The organism is Azoarcus taiwanensis (assembly GCF_012910885.1).
GTDB lineage: Bacteria > Pseudomonadota > Gammaproteobacteria > Burkholderiales > Rhodocyclaceae > Azoarcus_F > Azoarcus_F taiwanensis.
Genome location: NZ_WTVM01000002.1, coordinates 44,456 through 62,416, shown reverse-complemented (window position 1 = coordinate 62,416; position 17,961 = coordinate 44,456). Strand labels below are relative to the sequence as shown.

General features: G+C 64.0%; 16 protein-coding genes and 1 pseudogene. 11 read left to right on the top strand and 6 right to left on the bottom strand.

Annotated elements, in window-relative coordinates:
* Positions 1-11: 11 nt before the first annotated feature.
* From GPA21_RS00725 to bfr (GPA21_RS00715), 3 genes are read left to right on the top strand one after another with little or no spacing between them, the layout of a single operon-like run.
* On the top strand, positions 12-398 hold the full coding sequence (locus GPA21_RS00725) for a hypothetical protein (protein ID WP_168986292.1): 387 nt from the start codon (positions 12-14) through the stop codon (positions 396-398).
* Positions 399-452: 54 nt separating this feature from the next.
* On the top strand, positions 453-938 hold the full coding sequence (gene bfr / locus GPA21_RS00720; RefSeq protein ID WP_168986291.1) for a bacterioferritin: 486 nt from the start codon (positions 453-455) through the stop codon (positions 936-938).
* 10 nt (positions 939-948) lie between these two features.
* Positions 949-1,431: a bacterioferritin gene (bfr, locus tag GPA21_RS00715; protein WP_168986290.1), complete on the top strand. Its 483-nt coding sequence runs from the start codon at positions 949-951 to the stop codon at positions 1,429-1,431.
* Here bfr (GPA21_RS00715) and GPA21_RS21130 read toward each other — a convergent pair.
* The 3 genes from GPA21_RS21130 to GPA21_RS00700 are packed head-to-tail and all read right to left on the bottom strand — an operon-like array spanning position 1,428 to position 6,366.
* Positions 1,428-2,069: a TetR family transcriptional regulator gene (locus tag GPA21_RS21130; RefSeq protein WP_168986289.1), complete on the bottom strand. Its 642-nt coding sequence runs from the start codon at positions 2,067-2,069 to the stop codon at positions 1,428-1,430. The genes bfr (GPA21_RS00715) and GPA21_RS21130 overlap by 4 nt on opposite strands.
* Before the next feature lie 26 nt (positions 2,070-2,095).
* A complete protein-coding gene (locus GPA21_RS00705) occupies positions 2,096-5,215 on the bottom strand; it encodes an efflux RND transporter permease subunit (RefSeq protein ID WP_168986288.1) in 3,120 nt (1,039 codons plus the stop codon).
* On the bottom strand, positions 5,215-6,366 hold the full coding sequence (locus tag GPA21_RS00700) for an efflux RND transporter periplasmic adaptor subunit (RefSeq protein ID WP_168986287.1): 1,152 nt from the start codon (positions 6,364-6,366) through the stop codon (positions 5,215-5,217). The genes GPA21_RS00705 and GPA21_RS00700 overlap by 1 nt, the downstream gene beginning before the upstream one ends.
* Before the next feature lie 366 nt (positions 6,367-6,732).
* On the opposite strand from GPA21_RS00700, the pseudogene GPA21_RS21335 reads away from it, so the two are divergent.
* Positions 6,733-7,131 (top strand): annotated as a pseudogene (locus GPA21_RS21335) (ABC transporter substrate-binding protein); the annotation flags it as partial.
* A gap of 46 nt (positions 7,132-7,177) precedes the next feature.
* Here GPA21_RS21335 and GPA21_RS20775 read toward each other — a convergent pair.
* Positions 7,178-7,543: a hypothetical protein gene (locus GPA21_RS20775; RefSeq protein WP_246261652.1), complete on the bottom strand. Its 366-nt coding sequence runs from the start codon at positions 7,541-7,543 to the stop codon at positions 7,178-7,180.
* 77 nt (positions 7,544-7,620) lie between these two features.
* On the opposite strand from GPA21_RS20775, the gene GPA21_RS00690 reads away from it, so the two are divergent.
* A complete protein-coding gene (locus tag GPA21_RS00690; protein ID WP_168986285.1) occupies positions 7,621-10,722 on the top strand; it encodes a PhnD/SsuA/transferrin family substrate-binding protein in 3,102 nt (1,033 codons plus the stop codon).
* A gap of 48 nt (positions 10,723-10,770) precedes the next feature.
* On the top strand, positions 10,771-11,175 hold the full coding sequence (locus GPA21_RS00685) for an FKBP-type peptidyl-prolyl cis-trans isomerase (RefSeq protein WP_168986284.1): 405 nt from the start codon (positions 10,771-10,773) through the stop codon (positions 11,173-11,175).
* Positions 11,176-11,373: 198 nt separating this feature from the next.
* Here the strand turns inward: GPA21_RS00685 and GPA21_RS00680 are convergent, their stop codons facing one another.
* Together GPA21_RS00680 and GPA21_RS00675 are read right to left on the bottom strand one after the other, a co-directional pair.
* Complete coding sequence (locus GPA21_RS00680) at positions 11,374-12,690, bottom strand: ferredoxin reductase family protein (RefSeq protein ID WP_168986283.1); 1,317 nt, start codon at positions 12,688-12,690, stop codon at positions 11,374-11,376.
* Positions 12,691-12,775: 85 nt separating this feature from the next.
* Positions 12,776-13,102: a PepSY domain-containing protein gene (locus tag GPA21_RS00675; protein WP_168986282.1), complete on the bottom strand. Its 327-nt coding sequence runs from the start codon at positions 13,100-13,102 to the stop codon at positions 12,776-12,778.
* Positions 13,103-13,267: 165 nt separating this feature from the next.
* Between GPA21_RS00675 and GPA21_RS00670 the strand changes: the two genes are divergently transcribed.
* The 5 genes from GPA21_RS00670 to GPA21_RS00650 all read left to right on the top strand — a co-directional run bounded on the left by GPA21_RS00670 (position 13,268) and on the right by GPA21_RS00650 (position 17,871).
* Complete coding sequence (locus tag GPA21_RS00670) at positions 13,268-13,615, top strand: PepSY domain-containing protein (protein ID WP_168986281.1); 348 nt, start codon at positions 13,268-13,270, stop codon at positions 13,613-13,615.
* Entirely contained in the window at positions 13,615-14,280 is a 666-nt protein-coding gene (locus GPA21_RS00665) for a response regulator transcription factor (protein WP_168986280.1), read from the top strand. Before GPA21_RS00670 ends, GPA21_RS00665 begins: the two co-directional genes overlap by 1 nt.
* Positions 14,281-14,297: 17 nt before the next feature.
* Positions 14,298-15,668 (top strand): sensor histidine kinase, encoded by a 1,371-nt coding sequence (locus GPA21_RS00660; RefSeq protein ID WP_246261650.1) that lies wholly within the window; start codon positions 14,298-14,300, stop codon positions 15,666-15,668.
* A 101-nt stretch (positions 15,669-15,769) separates the two neighbouring features.
* Entirely contained in the window at positions 15,770-16,501 is a 732-nt protein-coding gene (locus GPA21_RS00655) for a response regulator (RefSeq protein ID WP_168986279.1), read from the top strand.
* Positions 16,498-17,871, top strand: coding sequence for an ATP-binding protein (locus tag GPA21_RS00650; RefSeq protein WP_168986278.1), 1,374 nt, complete (start codon positions 16,498-16,500; stop codon positions 17,869-17,871). Before GPA21_RS00655 ends, GPA21_RS00650 begins: the two co-directional genes overlap by 4 nt.
* Positions 17,872-17,961 lie beyond the last annotated feature (90 nt).

Below are 17,961 nucleotides of genomic sequence, written 5' to 3'. Positions count from 1 at the left end.
CGAGACACCCCATGACCAGCACAAAATCCTCGCTCAAACTGCTTGGCATCATCGCCACGATCTTCGGTCTTCTCACACTGATCAGTGGTGGCCAGGCGCTTTTTCTCGGGCCGGAACGCGGGGTCGACATGGGCCAGGTCGTGACCCCGGTGCTGGCATTCAACTTCCTCGCCGGGTTCGCCTACGTCGCAGCCGGAATCGGGATATGGAAGGGTCAGCGCTGGGCCGCAAGGCTTGCGGTTGCGCTGGCAGCCATGACGATCATAATGTTCACCTACCTGGGGGTTCATATCCTGAGCGGCGGCGCGTTCGAGTTGCGCACCGTGATCGCAATGGGCTTCCGCACAGCATTCTGGGCGATGGTGGCCTTCGTCGCGATGCGCGGCATCAGAACATGATCCGCTCAGCCACCGCCCCCAACGAGAAACAACAAAAAGTAACGAGGTCCCGACATGAAAGGCAACGACAAGATCATTGCAACCCTCAACGCGCTGCTCGCGGGCGAACTGACCGCCATCGACCAGTATCTGATTCACGGTGAGATGTACGCAGACATGGGTTTTGCCGAACTCGCCGAGCATGCCCTGCACGAGTCGGCTCATGAGCGCGAGCACGCGCGGGCGCTGATTCAGCGCATTCTGTTTCTGGAAGGGAAGCCGAACCTTGGCAAGCGCGATGCCCTGGCGATCGGCGACACCGTGGTTGACATGCTCAAGGCCGATCTTGCGGTGGAATACAAGGTCATCGGTGATCTGAAGGCAGCGATCGCGGCCTGTGAGCAGGCACAGGACTACGTCAGTCGCGACATGCTCAAGGTCCAGCTAGAGGACTCCGAGACCGACCACGCCTACTATCTGGAGAAGCAACTGCGACTGGTCGAGATGGTCGGCATCCAGAACTACCTGCAGAGCCAGATGGGCTCCGGCAACCCGACTTGAGGAGCAGCTCATGAAAGGCGACAAGAAAGTCATCGCGGCACTGAACAAGGTGCTCACCAACGAGCTGACCTCGATCAATCAGTATTTCCTCCACGCGCGGATGTTCGGCAACTGGGGATTCGAGCGGCTCAACGACTACCGTTACAAGCAGTCTATCCGCGTCATGAAGGAAGCCGACGAACTGATCGAGCGCATCCTTTTTCTGGACGGTCTGCCGAACCTGCAGAACCTTGGCAAGCTGATGATCGGCGAGAACGTGGTCGAATGCCTGAAGGCCGACCTCAAGTACGAGCAGGACATCCAGCGGCCTCTGCTGATCGACTGTATCGCGCTGTGCGAAAAGCATCAGGACTACGTCAGCCGCGAACTGCTTGAAGATCTCCTCGAGCACTGCGAAGAATCGATCGACTGGCTCGAAACCCAGCTGGCGCTGATCGAGGACGTGAGTCTGGCCAACTACCTGCAGAGCCAGATGGAGCCCGGCGGCGGCTAACGCTCGGCCTCTATCCCTGCGTCGCGGCGGGCGATGCTGTTGAAAAACACCGACAGCATCGCCTCACCCTCATCCCTGATGTCGAAGCGCACCGGCGAGCGCAGCCAGCCGCCGATCATGCCCTGCACCAGCGAGAACAGCATCAGCGTCGCGGTGCGGGGCGAGATGTCGGGCCGTAGCAGCCCAAGCGCGTGCGCCCGCTCGAAGTCCGCGACGATGGCGGCAAACTTGCGCTCGTCCAGCTCCGCCACCGCGTCCATGTCGGCACGGTGTTCATCGCCGAGTTCGCAGCGCGTAAGGAAAATGGCGTGCACATTGCGATAGGTGCGATCCGCACGGATCCGCTCGAGCACCCGCGAACAGGCCTCGCGCATCAGCTTCAACGGATCGTCCGACAGCTCCTGCCGGCGTTGGTCGATCCAGGCCCACATTGGCTCGTCCACCCGCTGGCGCATCGCCACGAGCAGATCGGGCTTGCTGCTGAAGTGCCAGTAGATGGCGCCCCGGGTCACGCCGGCACGCCGCGCGATCTGCTCCAGGGTGGTCGCCGACACGCCGCGCTCGAGAAACAGCCCCTCAGCCGCGTCGAGAATGGCTTCGCGGGTCGCCTCCGCGTCGGCCTTGCTTCTTCTGGCCATGATCCTGGCTCACTCCGCAGCGGTTTTCAGGGTGCGGACCGCGGCTGACGCCGCAGGCGCCCGCTCATGTCCTCGAACAGCTTGTACGCGAGCGGCACGAACAGCAAAGCGAGGGTGCTCGCAGCGACCATGCCGCCGACCACCACGGTGCCGATCTCGCGCCGGCTCACTGCGCCGGCACCGGTTGCGAGCACCAGGGGTAGCGCGCCGATGATGAAAGTCAGTGCGGTCATCATGATTGCGCGCAGGCGCTGGCGGGCAGCCGCGAGCGCGGCATCGAAGCTGCTCATGCCCGCGGCGCGGTTCTGGGCGGCGAACTCCACGATCAGAATCGCGTTCTTCGCCGCAAGCCCGATCAACACCAGCAATCCGATCTGGAAATAGATGTCATTCGGGTAGCCCGAGAACCACACTGCAACACCCGCACCGAGCACTGCGAAGGGCACCGCCGCGGCTACCGCGAGCGGCAGAGTCCAGCGCTCGTATTGCGCAGCGAGAATCAGGAAGACCATCAGCAGGCCCATTGCGAACGCGGCCAGGCCGGCGCCTGCGGCCGCGTCGAGCTGATAGGCCTCGCCGACCCAGCCAATCGACAAGTCCTGCCCGAGCAGGTCGGCCACAACCTCCTCCAGCGCCTGCTTGGCCTGACCGGTGGTAAAGCCCTGGGCCGGGTCACCGAGCAGTCTCGCTGCCAGCGCCAGGTTGTAGCGGTTCAGGATATCGGCATCGGCGGTGCGCTCAAGCGTCACCAGTGCGCTCAGCGGCACCATCTCATTGTTCTGCGAGCGCACGAACACCCGTCGCAAGTCTTCCGGCTGACTGCGGAACTCGCCCTCGGCCTGGAGATTGACCTGCCAGTTGCGGCCGGCCAGCGTGAAGTCATTGACGTAGAGCGAACCGAAGGTGCTCTGCATCGCCTCGAAAATCTGGTTGATCGGCACACCGGTGGCGCGGGCCTGCTCCCGGTCAACCTCGGCGTGGTAGCGGGGGATGCCCGGATCCAGCGTGACCCTGACGTTGACGAGCTCCTCGCGCGCATTCGCCGCTGCAACAAAGCGCTGTGCCTGTGCCGACAGCTCACCGGCGGTTACATCGCCACGAAACTGCAGATAGCCTTCGACCCCACCGGTGAGTGACAAACCCTGGATCGGCGGCGGGGTGAAGGAGATGATGTTGGCCTCTTCGATTCCGGCCCCGGCACGCATCACACGGCGGGTGATCGAGGCGGCATCCTGGCCCGGCCCTTCGCGTTCGCGCCAGTCGGTGAGGTTGATGAAGCCCACCCCCGCCTGGGTACGCCTGGCACGGGCGATGATGTCGAAGCCGGCAAAGGTGGTGAACTGCCTCACCTCGTCGAAGGACAGGATCTCCTCCGAAAGCTTGTCGCGCACCTCCATCGAGCGTTGCAACGACGAAGCCGCCGGCAACTGGAAGACCGCGAGCGCGACCCCCTGATCCTCGGCTGGCACCAGCCCGGTCGGCAGCCGCTCGAGCAGCATCACCGCACCCACCACCACCGCCACGAACAGGCCGACGCCGACGAGCGCATGGCGCAGCAGAAAGCGAACCATGGCGACAAAGCCATTGGTCAGCGCATCGAAAGCCCGGTTGAACAGCCTGAAAGGAGCGGTGACCTCCTTGGGTTCCTTGTCGAGCAGCAGCGCGCACATGGCCGGAGTCAGCGTCAGTGCGACAACGCCGGAAACCACTACCGACACCGCGATCGTAACTGCGAACTGACGGTAGAGTTCGCCCGACAGGCCACCGAGGAACACCACGGGCGCGAACACCGCGACCAACACCAGTGTGGACGAAATCACCGCACCGGAAACCTGCTGCATCGTCTCGACTGCCGCCTCGCGCGCCTTCAGCCCCTTCTCATGCATCAGGCGTTCGACGTTCTCCATGACGATGATGGCGTTGTCGACGACGATGCCAATGGCCAGCACCAGGCCGAACAGGGTGAGCAGATTCACCGAGAACCCGAACAGCTGCATGCCGGCGAAGGTGCCAATCAGCGAGATCGGAATCGCGGCGACCGGAATAAGCGTCGCGCGCACATGCTGGAGGAAGACAAAGGTGACCGCGACCACCAGGACCACCGCGATCAGCAGGGTGATCATGACCTCGCGAATCGAGATCTCGACGAAACGCGAAGTGTCGTAGGGAATAGCGTATTCAAGTCCGGCAGGAAAGCGCTCGGACATGATCTCGAAAGCCTCGCGCACTGCGTCGGCGGTGGCCAGTGCATTGGCGCCCGGTTGCAGGTAGACACCCATCGGCACCGCCGGCTCGCCATTGGAAATGGCCGAGAAGGCGTAGCTGACCGCGCCGAGTTCGGCGCGGGCGACATCGCCGAGCCTGAGCACGCCACCGTCGCCATCGGCACGCAGGATGACCTGCTCGAACTCCTCGGCGGTGCGCAGTTGGCCGCGCGTGCTCACCGCAAAGGTGAACGCGTTGCCCGGCGGTGCCGGCTCGGCACCCAGGCTGCCGGCGACGAACTGGGCATTCTGCTCGCGCAGGGCGGCGGCGACATCCGACGGGGTTAGGTTGTAGCGCGCAAGCATGTCCGGGCGCAACCAGATCCGCATCGAATAGTCCTGCGCACCGAACAGCGACGCGTCGCCTACCCCGGGCAGGCGTACGAGTTCGTCGAGCACGTTGAGCAGCGCGTAGTTGCTGATGTCGAGCGTGCTCAAGCTGCGGTCGGGCGAACGCATCACCGGGACCATCAGGATGTTGGTCGAGCGCGCTGCCACGCGCACGCCGAGTTCACGCACCCGTTGCGGCATGCGCGGCAGCGCTGCCTGCACCCGGTTGTTGACGTTGATTGCCGCCTGATCGGGGTCAGTGCCGATCTCGAAGGTGGCGGTAATCATCACCATGCCGGAGTCGGTGCTGGTCGACTCCAGATAGAGCATGTTGTCGACGCCGTTGATCTCCTGTTCAAGCGGCGCGGCGACCGACCCGGCCAGCACCTGCGCGCTCGCACCGGGGTAGTTCGCGGTGACCACGATCTGCGGCGGCACCACGTTGGGATACTGTTCGACCGGCAGCGCACGGAGCGATACCAGGCCGGCGATGACGATGACGATGGACAGCACCGACGAGAAGATTGGCCTGTCGATGAAGAAGCGGAGCATCAGCGGTCTCCCTGGCTCGCGGTGCGCACGGTCTCGCCGCCGCGCAACGCGACATGACCATTGACCACGACCCGGTCGCCGTCCGAGAGTCCCTCGATGACGATTTGCTGACCATCGATCACCGGCCCTAGCCCGACCTGTCGCCGCTGGGTCACCATCGCGTCATCGACGACGAAAGCAGTCGGTCCGGCCGGCCCCTGCCCCACCGCGGAAGCCGGAATGCGGGCCGCCGCCTCGACGGTTTCGAGCAGCATTCTCACGCGCACGAACTGCCCGGGCCGAACCGCGAGCCCGGGGTTGACAAACACCGCCCGCGCTGTGACGGTGCCGGTCTGAGGGTCGACGGTGGTGCTGGTGAAATCCACCACGCCGGTCTCGGCGTACGTGGATCCGTCGGCGAGCTGCAGGCTGACCTCCAGCGGCACGCCGGTCGCCGCAGCCACCGAACTGAGCTCGATGGCCTGACGCGCGGCGCGGTCGTTCTGCGGCAATGCGAAAAGCACATGAATCGGATCGAGCTGGGTAATCGTCGCCAGCAGCGTACCTCGCTCGATCAGATTTCCCTCGGAGCGGGTCTCGAGACCGGTGGCGCCATCGAGCGGCGCCAGCACCTTGGTATAGGAAAGGTTGAGCCGCGCCTGATCCACGTTGGCCTGCACCAGCGCCACTCGTGCCTGCGTCAATTCGAGCTGCGACAAGGCCCGATCGCGTTCGCGCTCGCTGGCCACGCTTTGGGCATGCAGGCCGGACACGCGCTGCCATTCGCGATCGGCCTGATTGAGGTTGGCCCGTGCATCGGCCAGTTCGGCCTCGGCCCGGCGCAGGGCAATCTCATACGGAGCACGCTCGATCTGGAACATCGGCGTGCCCGCCGCGATGCGCTCGCCCTCGGTGAAAAGTCGCTGCTGGAGAATGCCACCGACCTGGGCGCGAACCTCGACCTCGCGCGCGCCCCGCACCCTGCCGGTGAAATCGCCAAACACTTCTACCGGCTCCAGGCTCACGGTTTGAAGCGTGACCAGTGGCGGCTGCGGTGCCGGACGTGTCTGCCCAGCACCCTCATTGGAATCCGCGCATCCGTTCAGAACGAATATGAGAGCGGCAACGGAGGTTACCAATCGAAGCTGGCGCAAGCGGGCGTATGCATTCATGTGAGATTCCGTAACCAGTCGGCAGTCGAGGATCGCATGATTATACGTACACGAGTGTATGTATAGCCGGCACGAAGGATGCGCTCTCGTGCATCAGCGCCACACATGCACTTACGTATTTATTATTTTATATAGTTACTTTGCAGGCATAATAGGAAAGCATAATATTCAGGTAAGCTTGTGGGCGACGCGCTGACCCGCTTGCACTGGCATCCACCTCATCCCCTTCAGACTTCATTCGTGTTTCTTTCACGCTCCTCGGTGGACCATTCCAACGCCAGCAAGCCACGGCGGCGTGCGCTGAAAGTGATCAGCGCGCTGCCCGCGGCGATCGTGCTGGCAGCCTGCAGTAAGCGGCGACAGCCGATGCTGGTCGCTTCTCATGTTTGGCCGGGTTACGAGCTGATGTTTCTCGCGCAACGCGAGGGCTGGCTTGATACACAGCTCGTCGGTCTGGTCGACACCCAATCCGCCACGCAGTCGATGCAGGCGCTCGAAGCGCGACAAGTCGATGCGGCCGCCCTCACCCTCGACGAGACACTGATTCTGGTCGACCGGGGCGTCGATCTCCGCGTGGTTCTCGTTTTCAACCGGTCTTCCGGTGCCGACGCAGTACTGGGCAAACCGGGCGTGGGCTCGCTCGCCGAAATCGCAGGCAAGCGTGTCGGCGTAGAAGACACTGCGGCCGGCGCGCTGATGCTGCACAAGATGCTGGATGCCGCTGGACTGAGCGCCAATGCAATCGAAGTGGTTCCGTTGACCATCGACCAGCATCTGGATGCCTGGCAAGCCGGCATGATCGATGTGCTGGTCAGCTACGAACCCGGTTACCGGTGTGCTGTTGAGACAAGGCGCAAGCCTTCTGTTCGACAGCAGCGCAATACCCGACAAGATTCTGGACGTACTCGCCATCCGCGCCGAGGTGCTCGACACACGCCACGGCAGACGTGCCACGAGCGCGCTCATCGATGCGCATTTTCGGGCGCTGCAGCATCTTCAGCTCAATCCGGCGGATGCGGGATACCGCCTCGCGCAACGCCTGGGCAACACTGGACCGGAAGCGCTTCAAAGCTACCGTGGTCTCGTCCTGCCCGACCAATACGCCAACCGTCAACTGCTTAGCGGTGGCGGCGTCATACGTGCCGTAACCGAGATCAGCCAGATCCTGCTTGAACAAGGGCGGATCAGCTCGGCAGCGTCGTCCGACATTGCAGACGCTCGCTTCCTCCCACGAGCGAACGGGGGAACACACCCATGATCCCGCCGCTGGACGCCTGCCGCACTCTGCAGCGATTTGCCGGGATCATTGCGCTCTTGATGCTGTTGTCGGGGCTTTCCGGCCCCGTCCGGGCATCGCTACCGGACGAACACAGAATACCGCTCATCGTGGGCGTGTTGGCACACCGCTCAGCCGCAGAAGTCGAAGCTCGCTGGCAGCCGCTGGCAACCCACCTGCAGAGCGTACTGGGGGGCATACCGGTTCGCGTCCTTGCAATGTCGTATGAGCAATTGAACGAACAAGTCAGTCGGCAGGGCGTGGACCTTGTCTTGACCAATCCCAGCCACTACATCGAGCTCAGGCGACGCAATCCGCTCTCTGGTGCTCTGCTCACCCTGGTGCCCGAGGGGGACGGCCTGGCACTGAGCAGCTTCGGTGGCACCATCGTGGTCCGGGCCGACCGCGACGGCGTTCGTACTCTCGCGGATCTCGTCGGGCGCCGAATCGCGGCGGTGAGCGAGACCTCGCTCGGTGGCTATCAGGCACAAGCGGCCACGCTCGCCGAGCACGGCATCCCGGCACCCACCAATGTCACTTTCCTGGGGATGCCGCACGATCACGTCGTCGAAGCGCTCATCGCCGGCGACTACGACGTGGGTTTCGTTCGGAGCGGATTGGTCGAATCGATGATCGCCGAAGGCCGGCTGGAGCCGTCAAGTCTGCGCGTAGTCAACCAGCAGGAACTGCCCGGATTTCCACACGCGGTGTCGACCCGGCTCTACCCGGAGTGGCCGCTGTTCGCCACACCGCATGTCAGCCCCGAGTTGGTGCGCCGCGTCGCCGCCGCGCTCCTGCAGCTCGAACCCGACTCGGATACCACCCGTGCGATCGGCATTCATGGTTTCAGTATTCCCGCCGATTACCAGGCAGTCGAGGATCTGCTGCGACGACTGCGTCTGCCCCCCTTCGACGCAGTCCCCGAGGTGACCTGGAGCGACCTGTGGGCGCAGCATTCCCACTGGTTGATCGCGATTGCCAGTTCAATGCTCCTGCTGCTGGCGGCAAGTGCACGCATATTCATGATGGGCCGCCGGACCCAGCGAGCCAACCATCGCTTCGACCAGCTCTTCAAGACGGTTCCGACGCCCATCCTTCTGATCGAGGACGGCGTCTTCACCGACTGCAATGCGGCCGCTGTGCACGCACTCGGTTTTTCGGAACGACGCGAACTGATCGGCAAATCGCCGTACGAACTGTCTCCCCCGCAACAAGCAGACGGCGAAGATTCGGCCGTCAAGGGAACGCGGATCCTCGACAAGGTGCTCACCGGAGAGCCGACACGCCTGGACTGGATCCACCTGCACGCCGACGGTAGTGAGCGAACGATAGAAGTGAGCCTCTCGCCGCTCGATACGAGCAGCGAGCGCCACATCCTTTGTGCCTGGCACGACATCACCGAACGTGATCGCTCACATCGACTCGTCGCCAGCGAGCTCGCGCTGTTCTCGAGCGGACCAGTCATCGTCTTCGAGTGGGCGCCGCCAACCGACGATTGGCCGATCACATCGGTCTCGAACAACGTCACCGTCGAACTCGGGTATACACCCGAGGAAATGGCCGAGCCCGGCTTCAAGTTCGCCGCCCTCATGCATCCGGACGACGTCGAACGCATCAGACTGGACTCGCAGACCGCCATCATGCACGGCAAGACGACCTGGGAGCAATCGTATCGCCTGCGCCGAAAGTCCGGCGAGTATGCCTGGTACTACGACTTCACCCAGGCGGTGCGTGATACTGACGGCAGGCTGCTGGCATTGCGCGGCTATCTGATCGATCAGACCACTACCAAGCAACTCGAGCTGCAACTCGACGAGGAACGCAAGAGCCTGCTCAACATTCTCTGGGGCACCGGCGTCGGAACCTGGGAATGGAACGTCCAGACAGGCGAAACCCGCTTCAACGACCGCTGGGCGCAGATCATCGGTTACACACTGGACGAACTCGGCCCGGTTAGCATCGACACCTGGCTTGCCCACCTGCACCCCGACGATCACGCAGTATCCGAAGCCGCGCTGCAGCGAAACTTCTCGGGCCTTGATGACCATTACGAGTGCGAAGTTCGCATGCGCCACCGCAGCGGCCACTGGGTCTGGGTGCTCGATCGAGGCAAGGTGGTCGAATGGACCGATGACGGTCGCCCGTTGTGGATGGCAGGCACCCATCTCGAGATCACCGCGCGCAAACGCGCTCAGGAGCAACAGCTCACCCTGATTCATGCGCTCAGCGACGCGGGGATCATGTTGATGGTCGTAGACCGCGAGCAGACCGTGCGTTACATGAATCGTACAATGACTGACCGCTTCGGCGACCAGGTCGGGCGCAGCAGCGCCGGCCTCATCGGCGATGCCGATCCGGCCGGCGCTCACGACGACCTGGTTCAGGTCATCGATGGCAAGTCGAAGGCGAGTTACCGAACGACGACTCATGACGCTCAAATCCTCGATGTGATCGCGGTCCCATACACCGACACCGACGGCACCCCCTGCAGGCTCGAGGTCATCCGCGACGTCACCCTGGAATACCGGCAGCAAAAGACGCTCGAGCACATCGCCTACCATGACGCACTCACCGGACTGGCCAACAGGCCTTTGCTGTCGGACCGCATGAAGCAGGCGATGCTGGATGCCAGGCGTCGCAACCTGGTGATGGCCCTCGCGTACATCGATCTCGACGGTTTCAAGGAGGTGAACGATCTTCATGGTCACCAGTGTGGCGACGCACTGCTGGCTGCCCTCGCGCAACGCATGCGGGGTTCGCTGCGCGAGAGCGACACCGTGGCTCGTCTTGGCGGTGACGAATTCGCCGTCGTGCTGCGCGACCTCCCGACACCCGAAGCCGCGCAACCAATGATTCAGCGCTTACTCGAGGACATCGCCAAGCCCGCGACAATCCTGGGACACGAGGTGCAGGTGTCGGCGAGCATCGGCATCAGTTTCTTCACTTCCGGCGCAGACGTGGACCCCGACCTGCTCCTGCGTGAGGCCGACCAGGCCATGTATGAAGCCAAGTCCTCGGGCAAGAACCGGGTCAGCGTCTTCCACAAGCACTCCCCCACCACCCCCGACAGCCCAGGCTGAACCCGTTTATCCTGCGGGCTGACATTGAAACATCTCAGTGGAGTCCCAATGCGCCTGCCAATCTGCCTTGCAATACTCTTGTCGGTTTCGGCCGCATTCGCAACCGAACCGGAAACCCGAACCTTACCTTCCGGCGTGACCATGCAGATCCACCGTGAGGGGCCGGATGGCGCCCCCCCGGCACGAACCGATGTGGTGCGTGTTCATTACCAGGGCAGCCTGAGCGACGGCACCGTGTTCGACAGCTCCTACGCCCGCGGCAACCCGGCCGAGCTACCCCTGGATCGTCTCATTTCCTGCTGGCAGGAAGTGTTGCAACAGATGACACCCGGCACCCTGGTCCACATCGTTTGCCCACCCGAAACCGCCTACGGCCGCCGAGGCGTCCGCGGCCGCATCCCGCGAGACGCCACGCTCAGTTTCGTCATCGAACTCATTGAGGTCAGGCACTGAAACCCCCGGGGACAATCAGCGGCGCGAAGCCAGGACGCCACCCGCCATCTTAATCGCGCAAGCATGCACCGAACCGTCAGCTCATAAGCAACACGGCGAAGTCGGCAGCGGGTCATGCACTTGAAGCTCGCTGTCGAGACAACGCATCATCAGCTCGCGCCTGCCCGAACGAAGTCGATTCATTGGCAGGGCTCCCGGTCAGCGCATTTCGAACGCTTCCTGATGGAAGCGCAGGCGGCCGGGCCACGTGCGCTGCAAGCCGTGTCGCAACTGCTCGGCGAATCCGCGGGGGCCGCAGAACCAGACCTCGGCTTGGCGCGCGCCTCGATGCAGCGTGGCCAACCGCCCGGCACTGAGCGCTTCGTTTCGGCTGCTGTCGTGCACATGCAGGGTAATGCCGGGAATCTCTGCGCACAGGGCCTCGAGCCGGCCGACAAACGGATCCCGTGCAGCGTCACGGGTGCAATAGTGCAGATCGGCCGCCGGTGCCGATGCAGGATCGGCGCGCAGGGCGTCCAACCAGGCGAGGAACGGCGTGATACCGATTCCGCCCGCAATCCAGATCTGCTCTGAGCGCGGGTCGCAGCGCTGGAGTTCGAAGCGGCCGTAGGGCCCTTCGACGCGTACCGACTGTCCAGGTGCGATGTGTCGCGCGAGCCCCCGGGTGTAGTCGCCCAGTGCCTTGATCTGGAAGGTGACGGTACGGTCGCCGCGGTCGGCGCTGGCGATCGTGAATGGGTGCGCCCCTTCGAGCCGATCGAAACAGACGAAGGCAAACTGTCCGGCGCGGTGACCATGCCACTGCTTGTCCAGTAGGCAGGTGACCTCGGTAATGTCCGGTGTAGGGGACGACACTGCAGTGATCGTGCCGTGCGAGAGCCGCTCGCGCCCGATACGTCCGGTGAGCGACAGCACGGCTGCGACCGACCCGCCCGCGAGCAGCACCGCGAGCAACCAACCCACCGGTTGCGACCAGTATTCGAGCGGCGTGAGTACCGCAGCATGGAAAGCCAGCAACAGGTACAGCGCCGGCATGATCCGATGCAGCAGGCGCCAGAATTTGTAGGGGAAGCGCCGCACAAGCGTCAGGACGAGCATTGCCAGCAGTACGTAGATTGCGAACTCGCCAAGCTCCTCGCCCGCGTCGCGCAGCGTGTCGAGCAGACCGTGGAACTCGACCTTGGGCGGCCGGCCGGCACGGCCGGCAAGTGACTTGATCAAATCGTCGGACATCTCGATGAGCCAGTGCGCCAGCGCAAAGATTCCCGCCAGGATTCCGCTCCACTTGTGCACGCGGTAGATCCGGTCCATGCCACCGAGCGGGCGTTCGAGCGCGACGGGCCGCGTGGCCAGCACCATCGCGAGCGACATGGTCGCGATCGAGAGCAGGCCGCTCAGGTAGAGCCCCTGTTCGCGGACGACCCACGGTAGAGTGCCGGCCCCGGTTCCAGTGGTGGTGATGTCCCAGCCCCAGGCCAGGAGAAGCAGTCCAATGATTCCAGCCAGTAGCGTCATGGTCGTTGCCCGTTTCTGATGTCGGAGTGAAGATCGTAGGTGGCGGTCGGAACCTTGCGCTTCCGACCGCCTCGCCGAAAAGTGATCAGGAACGCTTGTCGCGCTTGACCTCAGTCTTGAGGACTTCGCCGGTGATCGGGTCTACATCGATCTCGACACGACGGCCTTCCGGATCGGTAGCCTTGACCTCGTAGCCATCGGATTCGCGTTCGATCTCTTCGAAGTCGCGATAGCCGGACGCCTCCAGGCGCTGGAGTACCTGGGGAATGCTCAACCAGTCCGCGCTCGACGGTGCGCTTGCACCGACGCTCGTGGTGCTGGCATTCTGGGCGAACACCGGCGTGAGCAATGCACCGCCAGTGACGATGCCGGCGCTGATCAACAGGACGGAAAGAAGGTGTGTGGCTCGCATGATGATTCTCCTTGGTTCGGGTTGGTTTCGGTCCTTTTCCAGACCGTGATCGCATTCTCGGCGTGCGAGCCTGAACGCTCCCTGAACCGTGCGTTCACATTGCGTTCACCTTCGATGGACTACAAACACTCCAGACGGCGACGCCGGCAACCCGAGGAGGCGACAATGCAGAGGTGTTTAAAGATTCGTGCGGTGCTGCTCGCGGGGCTGTGCGCTGCGACGCTCGCATTCAGCACCGTGCAGGCCGACGATGATCACGAAAGGGCACGACGGGCGCTGGAAGCAGGTGAAGTCCTCTCGCTACGCAGCGTGCTCGAGAAGGTCGAACGCGACTTCCCCGGTGAGGTCATCGAGGTGGAACTCGAGCAAGAAGACGGTCGCTGGATCTACGAGATCAAGATGCTGCGACAAGGTGGCGGGCTGCTCAAGCTTGAGATCGACGCCCGCGATGCCACCGTGCTCGGCGTGAAGGGGCGCGACATCCGGCCCGGCGAGGGCGGAGGGCGGCGCTGATGCGCGTGCTGGTCGTCGAGGACGAACCGACGCTTGCCGAGCAGTTGCGGGAAGCCTTGGCTGCTGCAGGCTATGCGGTCGACCTGGCCGACAATGGCCGCGACGCACATTTCGCGGGCGACGTCGAATCCTACGATGCGGTGGTGCTGGATCTCGGCCTGCCAAAGATGGACGGTCTGACCGTTCTCAAACACTGGCGCACCGCCGGCCGCACGATGCCGGTGCTGATCCTTACGGCCAGGGATGGTTGGCACGAGAAGGTCGCTGGCATCGACGCCGGAGCCGACGACTACCTGACCAAACCCTTTCACATGGAAGAACTGCTCGCCCGCTTGCGCGCGCTGATCCGCCGCGCCGCAGGCCATGCCAGCGCAGAACTTGTCTGCGGACCTCTCGTGCTCGACACCCGTCGCAGCCGCGCGACCGTCGATGGGCGCGCGCTTGCGCTCACCAGCCACGAGTTTCGCCTGCTGGCCTACCTGATGCACCGGCCCGGGCAGGTCGTCTCACGCAGCGAACTGGTCGAGCACATCTACGCGCAGGATTTCGACCGCGATTCGAACACGATCGAGGTCTTCGTCGCGCGTCTGCGCAAGAAGTTGCCGCCTGAACTGATCGAGACCGTGCGCGGGCTCGGGTATCGGCTGGCATGTCCGGCCGGATGAAGGCCGTGGCTGGAAGAATGAAACGGTGGCGTAACTCCCTGCGCCTGCGTTTGCTCGCGGGCACTCTTGTGTGGATTGTAGTAGCCGTATTGGCAGCCGGCTGGGGGCTATCGTCCCTGTTCAACAAGCACGTCTCGCGCCAGTTCGATGCCGAGCTGGGCACCCATCTCGATCAGTTGGCCGCGAATCTCGTGTTCGATGAAGCGCAGACACTACGGTTGCGGGCGCCACTCAGCGATCCGCGACTGGCGCGGCCCCTGTCGGGCCTGTACTGGCAGGTCGACCGGATGGGGGCGGCCGGAGAACCCGAAACCGTCGCGCTGCTGCGCTCGCGTTCCCTTTGGGATGCCGTACTGGCGGTCCCGCCGGACGCGCTGGCTGACGGCGAGATGCACGTCCATCACGTGCGCGGACCTAACGACGAGCCGCTGCGCATGATCGAACAGGTGCTGAGACCGGCTGAGTACCCGGACCAGGCGCTTCGCCTCATCGTGGCAGCAACCGAGGATCTCATCAGCGAGCCGGTGGCGCGCTTCAACGACCTTCTCGGATTCGCACTCGGCGCCCTGTCGCTGGGGCTGATCGGGGCCGTCGTGGTGCAGGTGCGTACTGCGTGGATGCCGCTGGAGCGGCTCCGTGAGGGACTGGCCCAGGTGCACGACGGCCGCAACGCAGCCATCGAAGGGCGTTTCCCGTCGGAGATCCAGCCGTTGGTCGACGAATTCAACGGCGTGCTGGCACGCAATGCGGAAATCGTGGTGCGCGCTCGCACCCAGGCAGGCAACCTCGCCCATGCCATCAAGACGCCGCTGGCGGTGCTCGCGAACGCCGCAAACCGCGACGACAGCGCTCTGGCGCGCGTGGTGGTAGAGCAGGTCGCCCTCGCCCAGCTTCAGGTTGACCATCACCTTGCGCGCGCCCGCGCCGCGGCTGCGGTGCAGATTCCGGGGCAACGGACCGCGATCCGGCCGGTGATGGAGGCCCTGGTCCGCGTCATGGAGCGAGTCCATGTCGAACGGGGCGTGCAAATTACCGTAGGCGACTTTCCCGAAACGACGGCCTTCCGGGGTGAAACGCAGGACCTGCAGGAAATGCTCGGCAACCTGCTCGACAACGCCTACAAGTGGGCATCCAGTCGTGTCGACGTGAAGGTGGCAGCGCGGAACGGGGACCTGGTGGTAACGGTCGAGGACGACGGTCGGGGGCTCGATGCGTCGGTGCGGGAGATCGTGCTGGAGCGCGGGGTTCGCACCGACGAACAGCGGCCGGGGTCTGGCCTCGGGCTGGCCATTGTCCGTGACCTCGCGCTACTCTATGGTGGGGATATCGCCCTCGACGCCTCTCCCCGCGGAGGCTTGCGTGCAAGCCTGCGCCTACCCCGGGCATGACCAACGGCAGGCCCGGCCCTCCATGCCGCTCCGGCGTAGCCAGTCCTTGGCGCGGTCTGCGACAGCAACAAGGTTTGTTCGGGTGAATATGAATGGATCCGATGAACACGGCATACGACCAGATCCTGATCGTAGATGACGACCGCGACCTGCGGGATCTTCTCGAGCAGTACCTCACACAACAGGGGTACCGGACTGCTTCGGTCGGCGACGGGGTCGAGATGGAGAACTGGTTGCGCGGGAACGAGCCCGACCTCATCATCCTCGATCTGATGCTGCCCGGCGAGGACGGTCTGACGCTGGCCCATCGCCTTCGGGCTCGGGGGAGCTGCCCGGTGATCATGCTGTCCGCGCGTGGCGAAGAAATCGATCGCGTGGTCGGACTCGAAGTGGGCGCGGACGACTATCTGGCCAAACCGTGCAGCCCGCGCGAACTGCTCGCGCGTATCCGCGCGGTCCTGCGACGGGCGCATCGCGTCCGCCCCAACGCAGGCGAAGAACCAGCACGGATTTGCCGCTTCGGACCGTTCCGCCTGGATCTGCAGATCCATCATCTGACGCGCGACGGCCATGAGATCGGCCTGACCGCTGGCGACTATGCCTTGCTGCGAGTCTTCGTCGAACATCCAAACCGCGTGCTGAGCCGTGACCAGTTGCTGGAATTGCTCAGCGGCTACGACCGCACGCCCTTCGATCGCAGCGTCGACGTGCGCATCGCGCGGTTGCGCCGCAAGATCGAAGACGATCCGGCCACACCGGCCTATATCCGCACCGTCTGGGGCGAGGGCTACATGTTCCTGCCCGATCCGCCACCGGGAGGAGAACCTCGATGAAAGCGTTCCGGAGCCTCTTCGCCCGCACCGCCGCCGCGATCGGGGTCGCGATCCTGGTCTACGACCTCCTGACCCACGCCTTCCTCGGCCACTACCTGTTCATGCCGATGGTCAGGCGCTCGGCCGACGATCTCGCCGCGATGATGGTGCTCACGGCGGAGTCGTGGAACGATCGCTGGGCACCCGAACGTCCCGAGTTCGCCGACCGTATTGCGGATGATCACGGCTTGCGGCTCGACCCGCCGATCACTGGCCTCGTGCCGCTCGGCAACTCGTCTTCACCCTACGTTGCCGCGTTGGTGGAGGCCATGGAGCAGCGTACCGGCACCTCGGCCGAAGTGCTTACCGATCGGCACGGTGCCTGGTACTGGGTGGATGTGCCGGTCGAGGGTGAGTCCGTGCGCATCGGCTTCAGCGCCGACCGGCTAGGCGCCGATCCGCTGGTGACGCTCTACCTCATGCTCGCACTGGGTTCGGTTCTCGCGTTCGGCACGGCGCTGGTGTTCGTGCGGCGGATCAATCAGCCTCTGCGCCGCCTCGTCGACGTGGCGGGACGCATCGGGCAGGGCGAATTCCCCGACGCACTTCCGACGACCGGCCCGGACGAGATCGCGCAGCTGACCACGGCCTTCAATCACATGAACACCCAGGTGCGGCAACTGCTCGCGGGCCGAACGACGCTGCTCGTGGGTGTCTCGCACGACCTGCGCACGCCGCTGGCGCGCATGCAGTTTGCCGTTGAAATGCTCTCACCGGACACCGACCCCAAGCTGGCTGCTGCGCTGCGCCGCGACATCGAGGAGATGGACCGCCTCATCGGCCGCTTTCTTGAGATCGGCAAGGGATTCTCCGGCGAGTCCGTGGAGGAGCTCGAGATCAGCACCGTAATCGAGGAACTGATAGACGGCGTGACCCGACTGGGCGGTCGCTGCGAATGGGTGGGGCGCCATGCGTGCACGGTTTTTGCCCAGCCACTCGCCCTGCGGCGCATTCTCGCCAACCTTCTCGACAATGCGGTCCGCTATGGCGGGGGACAGTTGGTGACGGTCACGCAAAGGTGCGAGCGTGATCGATGCATAGTGTGCATTGCGGACCGCGGACCGGGCATCCCCGACGACGAGCAGGAGGCGGTCTTCCGGCCGTTCCATAGACTCGAGCAGTCGCGCGCTGTTGAAACCGGAGGGTCGGGGCTGGGGCTGGCCATCGCACGCCAACTCGCCGATGCCAATGGCTGGGAGGTCTCGCTTCGCGCTCGGGAAGGCGGCGGATCGGAAGCGGTGCTGATAATTCCGGCCGGAAGCCGGCGGCAGGCTGGGAAAGGCTCCGCGCCACGCACCGCCACAGTGGCAGTGCGGGCGCAGGAGGTTTGATCACCCCGGCTTGCGTGTGCGGCCCTTCAGAATTCCCACGCGATGCCGGCCTTTACCGAACCAAGCTTGTCGATGCCTCGACTTTCCTTG

Bases quoted from the DNA above. Each gene is read 5' to 3' on its own strand.
- GPA21_RS00690 (WP_168986285.1), top strand. From the start codon at position 7,621: ATGATCCCGCCGCTGGACGCCTGCCGCACTCTGCAGCGATTTGCCGGG.
- GPA21_RS00670 (WP_168986281.1), top strand. From the start codon at position 13,268: ATGCAGAGGTGTTTAAAGATTCGTGCGGTGCTGCTCGCGGGGCTGTGC.
- GPA21_RS00650 (WP_168986278.1), top strand. From the start codon at position 16,498: ATGAAAGCGTTCCGGAGCCTCTTCGCCCGCACCGCCGCCGCGATCGGG.
- GPA21_RS00725 (WP_168986292.1), top strand. From the start codon at position 12: ATGACCAGCACAAAATCCTCGCTCAAACTGCTTGGCATCATCGCCACG.
- bfr (WP_168986291.1), top strand. From the start codon at position 453: ATGAAAGGCAACGACAAGATCATTGCAACCCTCAACGCGCTGCTCGCG.
- GPA21_RS21130 (WP_168986289.1), bottom strand. From the start codon at position 2,069: ATGGCCAGAAGAAGCAAGGCCGACGCGGAGGCGACCCGCGAAGCCATT.
- GPA21_RS00700 (WP_168986287.1), bottom strand. From the start codon at position 6,366: ATGAATGCATACGCCCGCTTGCGCCAGCTTCGATTGGTAACCTCCGTT.
- bfr (WP_168986290.1), top strand. From the start codon at position 949: ATGAAAGGCGACAAGAAAGTCATCGCGGCACTGAACAAGGTGCTCACC.
- GPA21_RS00655 (WP_168986279.1), top strand. From the start codon at position 15,770: ATGAACACGGCATACGACCAGATCCTGATCGTAGATGACGACCGCGAC.
- GPA21_RS00705 (WP_168986288.1), bottom strand. From the start codon at position 5,215: ATGCTCCGCTTCTTCATCGACAGGCCAATCTTCTCGTCGGTGCTGTCC.
- GPA21_RS00660 (WP_246261650.1), top strand. From the start codon at position 14,298: ATGAAACGGTGGCGTAACTCCCTGCGCCTGCGTTTGCTCGCGGGCACT.
- GPA21_RS00685 (WP_168986284.1), top strand. From the start codon at position 10,771: ATGCGCCTGCCAATCTGCCTTGCAATACTCTTGTCGGTTTCGGCCGCA.
- GPA21_RS00665 (WP_168986280.1), top strand. From the start codon at position 13,615: ATGCGCGTGCTGGTCGTCGAGGACGAACCGACGCTTGCCGAGCAGTTG.
- GPA21_RS00680 (WP_168986283.1), bottom strand. From the start codon at position 12,690: ATGACGCTACTGGCTGGAATCATTGGACTGCTTCTCCTGGCCTGGGGC.
- GPA21_RS00675 (WP_168986282.1), bottom strand. From the start codon at position 13,102: ATGCGAGCCACACACCTTCTTTCCGTCCTGTTGATCAGCGCCGGCATC.